General features: G+C 49.9%; 1 protein-coding gene. It reads left to right on the top strand.

Going from position 1 to position 6913, the window contains the following annotated elements; all coding sequences use genetic code 11:
* Nucleotides 1-6479, top strand: a 6479-nt coding sequence (locus G8768_RS20810; protein WP_167202817.1) for a Calx-beta domain-containing protein, incomplete at its 5' end; no start/stop codon positions are given.
* Nucleotides 6480-6913 lie beyond the last annotated feature (434 nt).

Here is a 6913-nt window from a genome sequence, read left to right as displayed (position 1 = left end):
TCACGGTGAACCTGGGTGCGAACAGCACGATTGCGGGTGCGATCACCACGGCGTATGAAGCGGTGGAGAACAGCACGGATACCGTAACCACCACGATTCACGATGAGACCACTCCGGGTGGTACGCCGAACACACCAACGCCGGGAACAGAAGATACAGTTTATGCGCGTTTGACCCAAAGCACAGACACCATCGCTGAGGATGGCGGCCAGGTGACTTACACCGTGACTCTGGTTGATCAAAACGGTACCCCAGTAACCGTGCCAGCAGGTGAGACCGTCACCGTTGGTTTGGCGTACACAGGTACAGCAGCGGGTACGGATTATTCCGGTGAGCAGACCAGCGTAACAATTACTGCAGGCAACAATAACGCTTCCTTTGTCGTAACCGGTGTTGATGATGCTGTCAGCGAAGGTAATGAAACGATTATTCTCGACATCGATTCGATTACCGATAGCGGCGCCTTCGAAAATGTTGAAGAGCATGCAGATAATCAAGTCACCACCACCATTGTTGATGATGAGGCGACGCCGTCGCTCAGCATTAACGATGTGACGGTGGACGAAGCGGCTGGCACCGCAACCTTTACCGTTACATTGGATCCAGTCGCATCTGGTCCTGTCACCGTGGACTACGTAACCAATAATGGCACAGCTACCGCTGGCGCGGATTACACAACCACCAACGGTACTTTGACCTTTGCAGCAGGCGTTGCCACGCAAACTATTTCGGTTCCAATCACGGACGACGTTCTGGATGAAAATTCCGAGAACTTTACCGTGGTATTGAGTAATGCCAGTGGTGCAAACATCAGTGACGATACTGGCGTGGGTACCATTCTGGATGAAGCCACGCCTGGCACCGATGACACGGTTACCGTTTCACTCGCTGGCCCGGCGAATGTTGTTGAGGGTGAAACCACCACCGATTACACAGTCACCTTGAGTGAGCCCGTTCCTGCGGGTAACAATGTCACTGTGAATCTGACTTATACCTACACGACGGCTTCCGGTTCGGATATCACTGAAGTGGCAAGCGTTGTTGTGACCGGTGGCAACAGCACCGCAACGTTTAACATTCAGACACTGGACGACGCCTTTAACGAAGGTGCGGAACAGTTTAATGTGGCCATCGGTACGGTGACCGATACCGACAGTTCCTTCGAAGCGATTGCAGTTGATACCGCGAACGATGACGTCACCACAACAATTACGGATCAGACCGGTTCGGATAATCCTCCGGGCAGCGAAGATACAGTGATTGTTTCTCTGACTGGCCCGGCGAATGTTGTTGAAGGTGAAACCACCACAGACTACACCGTAACCTTAAGCGAGACGGTTCCGGCAGGCAGCAGCGTAACCGTGAACTTAACGTACACCTACACCACTGCATCTGGCTCGGATATCACTGAGGTGGCAAGCGTTGTCGTCACAGGAGGTAACAATACGGCCACGTTTAACATTGTGACTTTGGATGATGCATTGGATGAAGGTGCTGAAAACTTCAATGTAGCGATTGGTACGATCACTGATACCAATAACGCTTTTGAAGCGATTACAGCTCACAATACCGCCAACAATGTGAATACCACAATCACTGATCAGACGGGTTCTGATAATCCTCCGGGTACTGAAGACACAATCTATGCGCGTTTGACCCAAAGCACAGACACCATCGCTGAGGATGGCGGCCAGGTGACTTACACCGTGACTCTGGTTGATCAAAACGGCACCCCGGTGAACGTGCCAGCAGGTGAGACCGTCACCGTTGGTTTGGCGTACACAGGTACAGCAGCGGGTACGGATTATTCCGGTGAGCAGACCAGCGTAACAATTACTGGTGGCAACAATAACGCTTCGTTTGTCGTAACCGGTGTTGATGATGCTGTCAGCGAAGGTAATGAAACGATTATTCTCGACATCGATTCGATTACCGATAGCGGCGCCTTCGAAAATGTTGAAGAGCATGCAGATAATCAAGTCACCACCACCATTGTTGATGATGAAGCGACTCCGTCGCTCAGTATTGATGATGTGACGGTGGACGAAGCGGCTGGCACCGCAACCTTTACCGTTACATTGGATCCAGTCGCATCTGGTCCTGTCACCGTGGACTACGTAACCAATAATGGTACAGCCACCGCTGGCGCGGATTACACAACCACCAACGGTACTTTGACCTTTGCAGCAGGCGTTGCCACGCAAACTATTTCGGTTCCAATCACGGACGACGTTCTGGATGAAAATTCCGAGAACTTTACCGTGGTATTGAGTAATGCCAGTGGTGCAAACATCAGTGACGATACTGGCGTGGGTACCATTCTGGATGAAGCCACGCCTGGCACCGATGACACGGTTACCGTTTCACTCGCTGGCCCGGCGAATGTTGTGGAAGGTGAAACCACCACCGCTTACACCGTGACCTTGAGTGAGCCAGTTCCTGCGGGCAACAATGTCACAGTGAATCTGACTTATACCTACACGACGGCTTCCGGTTCGGATATCACCGAAGTGGCAAGCGTTGTTGTGACAGGTGGCAACAGCACTGCAACGTTTAACATTCAGACACTGGACGACGCCTTTAACGAAGGTGCGGAACAGTTTAATGTGGCCATCGGTACGGTGACCGATACCGACAGCTCCTTCGAAGCGATTGCAGTTGATACCGCGAACGATGACGTCACCACAACAATTACGGATCAGACCGGTTCGGATAATCCTCCGGGTAGCGAAGATACAGTGATTGTTTCTCTGACTGGCCCGACGAATGTTGTTGAAGGTGAAACCACCACAGACTACACCGTGACCTTAAGCGAGACGGTTCCGGCAGGCAGCAGCGTAACCGTGAACTTAACGTACACCTACACAACCGCTGAAGGTGATGACATCACTGAAGTTGCGAGTGTCGTTGTAAATGGGGGCAGTAACACAGCCACCTTTGACATCGATACCATAGACGATGCATTGGCTGAAGGTGCTGAAGACTTCAATGTTGCGATTGGTACGATTACCGATACCAATAATGAATTCGAGGCGATTGCAGCGCACTCCACGAATAACAATGTCACCACGACAATTACTGACCAAACCGGTTCGGATAATCCTCCCGGCGCTGAAGATACGGTTATTGTTTCTTTGGTGGGGCCGGCCAATGTTGTTGAAGGTGAAACCACCACGGATTATACCGTTACCCTGAGTGAGTCGGTTCCTGTGGGTAGTAATGTGACCGTCAATCTGAGTTATACCTATACAACAGCTTCGGGAACTGACATCACTGAAGTGGCCAGTGTCGTGGTAACCGGTGGCAATAGTTCGGCGACCTTTAATATTGCAACTTTGGATGACGCGTTTGCAGAGGGCGCCGAGAATTTCAATGTGGCGATTGGTTCAACCAGTGGCGGTGTGTTCGAAGCAATCATACCGCATGCAACGAACAACAATGTGACGACTACGATTACGGATCAGACGGGCTCGGATAATCCTCCAGGGTCGGAAGATACTGTGATTGCATCGTTGACTGGCCCGGCCAATGTTGTTGAGGGTGAAACCACAACTAATTACACCGTAACACTAAGCGAAACGGTTCCGGCTGGAAGCAGTGTTACTGTGAACCTGACTTACACCTACACCACCGCTGAAGGTGATGACATCACCGAAGTCGCGAGTGTTGTCGTCAATGGGGGAAGTAACACGGCGACCTTTACCATTGATACTCATGATGATGCTCTGGCTGAAGGTGCGGAAAACTTTAATGTTGCTATTGGTACTATCGTTGATACCAATAATGAGTTTGAAGCTATTGCGGCACACGCTACAAGTAATAACGTTACGACCACGATCACGGATCAAACCGGTTCCGATAATCCTCCGGGTGACGAAGACACTGTGTTCGCAGTTATCGAAAGTGATGGTGCCGTAAATGAGGGCAGTAATTCACTGTTCACTGTGTCATTGATTGATCAGAACGGTGCGCCTGTGACGGTGACTGCGGATATGGAAGTGAACGTTGTCTTCGCAAACGGTACAGCAGAAAACGGCGATTACACTGCAACCGCACAGACCGTTACAATTCTGAATGGCAATAGCTCTGTCCAGGTAACGGTTCCAACAGCGGTTGATGCCGACTTTGATGACGAAACGTTTACCGCCTCAATCAGTGGCGTTGGAACGGGTTCGAGTCAGTTCGAAAATGTTGATACTACTAATGGTCGAGATGGTCGTACGCCATCAGCCGAAGCCACGATTACTGATACTCAAGGTGATGTCGTTGTTCGTATCAACGATCCAGTGGGTTCTCTGACTGAAGGCGAGACGGGAACATTCACTGTTGGCTTGTTTGATGTAAATGGTAACCCGGCACCGAATGCCACCAGCGACGTTACTGTCAATATTACCTATACCGGTACCGCAACCGATGGCAGTGACTACACCCAAGTGGCGTCCGTAACCATTCCTGCGGGCAGTAATTCGGTTGATCTGGATATCGTAACTCTGGTTGATACGGTTGCTAACGAGCCTGATGAAACAGTCAATATTCAATTGGATTCCGTTACTGGCGGTGGCTTCGGAAATATTTCGATCGATAGCGGTGCCGATACTGCCGACTTGACGATTGAAGATGGTACACCAACTGTTCAGATCACTGGCAGCAATCAGGCCTTTGAACGTGGTCTGGCAGCATCGGGTAGTGGTGAGCTGGCCGATGGCAACGCGAGCAATAACAGCGATACATCTGAAGTGACTACCGGAACCATTGAATTTACCGATGGCAGTGGTGGGGCTACGGTTGAAATCAGCTTTGGTGGCACAACGATTACTGCCGCAGTGGGTGCGACGATTACCGGTGACAACGGTACGTTGACGATTACTTCAATCACTCCGCCGACGTCGAGTACGCCTGGCGAGGTGAATTACAGTTATGAGTTAACGTCCAGAGAAAATCATGACGGTACCAACGACAACGATACCTTCCAGGTTGTTGTTTCTGATAACGATGGCGATGCGGCGGATAATGCCACCACGGATCTGGTGATCGATATTGTTGACGATGGCCCATCCACAAACGGTCAAACTCGTGTGATGACCATTGATGTCGATACCATCGTGTTGAACAGTTATGTTGCCGGTTTCGAGAACGAAGTTATTGGCACCGATAACCAGCCAGACCCAACCTGGGATTTCGCGGAAATTCAAAACGACGCGGATGCGCTGCCTGATCAGATCGAATGGGGTCAGGCTGCATCAACCAGCCGCTCTGGTTATGAGCTGGTGGATGATACCGGTTTGGCAAGTGCCGCGGGTGAAGTTGTGCAGACGGATCAACTGGTTGAGTTTGGTACCTTTACCCACCACAACTGGCCAACGTTCTCGAATACTGGAACCATTGAGTCGGTAGATTTAACGCTGACGGTTAATGTTGTGATTAACGGTGTGTCTACTCCTGTTACTTTGACCCTGACTCTGGACCACAACGAAACGCCAAACGCGAATCCGCAACCGATTAATGGTGGGGCCAATACATCTGATCAGGATGTTATTACTTTGCCAACTACGACCCAAACCGTAACGGTTGGTGGTCAGGATTACGAGATTTCGATCGAGGGCTTCCTGGATAGCGGTGGTAATGCGGTTAACACTATTTACACCGATGAAAGTGCCAGCAACACCTTTACCGTAGTGGGTAAAGTGACCTCGACGGATCCGTTGCCTGTTGTAACCGGACGTGTTGATGTCGAGTCGGGTGCTGACACTGGTGCAACGGTTTCTTGGGGCGCGCCATCCAGTACCACTTTGGGCACATTTACTTCGGGTGCCGATGGCAGTTACAGCTTCCAGGTGAATCGCCAAACCAAAGACAGCTTGTCCGCGGGCGATACCGAGACTCTTACTGTTCCTTATACCGTGACAGACAGTGATGGAACGACGACCAGCAGTTCTGTAACGATCGTGATTGCCGGTAAGGATGCCATCACTGGTACGAGTGCCGGTGAGACCTTAAACGGAACTTCTGGCAATGATTCTATTGTGGCTGATGCCGGCGCGGATACACTTAACGGTGGAGCGGGTAATGACACCTTGTATGGTGAAGCGGGTAACGACACCTTAATTGGTGGTGCCGGTGAAGATATTCTCTTTGGTGGTACGGGTGCCGACACTTTCGTTCTGGATACTGGTATCACAACCGGTGTGCAGGATGTGGTGAAAGACTTTTCTATTACGGATGATGTATTGGATCTGTCCTCGCTATTGCCGGACGGTGCCAGTGCGGCAACCTTGGATCAGTATCTGCACTTCGAAGAAGATGGTTCGGATATCATCATTCACGTGAATACCGATGGTGATTACGATGCTAATACTCGTGATGACAGTAAGGATGAATACACGATCCGCATTGAAAATGCTGATGCCGCCTTCTTTAACCAGACCGATCAGGACGTTATTCAGGTATTGTTGAATAACAATGCAATCGACACTGTGTAAGGTCGAACGATGAGCTCTTGACAGCTCTTTGAGACCTGAAAAGCCCCCTAAGTAGCCCTTAGGGGGCTTTTTGCATTTAAGGACGGGGGTTTGCCTCCCGTTCATTTTTCCCTGGTTACAATAAGAATTCCTTATCCTGATTGATATTAAAGTTCTGTGAAATGACGCACGTTTGGTTGGTTGTGCAGATAGGTGGCTTGCTACTTTGTGGTGTATATCACGTTTTGGCTATAAAATAGACGTTGCAAGAACAATATTTGACTGATACGCCATAGTTATTAGAGTGCGAAAAGTGTTGTTGCACGGTGTTGATCTGTTTTAGAGGGAATTGCAGTGACTAATATTGCATCTAAAGATGTTCAAAATTTGCCAGTAAGCGACCATAAAGGGGTTGTTTTTGCTACGAAGGGCAAAATTGTAGATCAAAATGGCAA

Origin of the sequence: Pseudoteredinibacter isoporae (assembly GCF_011602085.1) — a bacterium.
Taxonomy (GTDB): Bacteria; Pseudomonadota; Gammaproteobacteria; order Pseudomonadales; family Cellvibrionaceae; genus Pseudoteredinibacter; species Pseudoteredinibacter isoporae.
The sequence above is the reverse complement of the archived record's forward strand: the minus strand, read 5'-3'. Positions and strand labels throughout refer to the sequence as shown.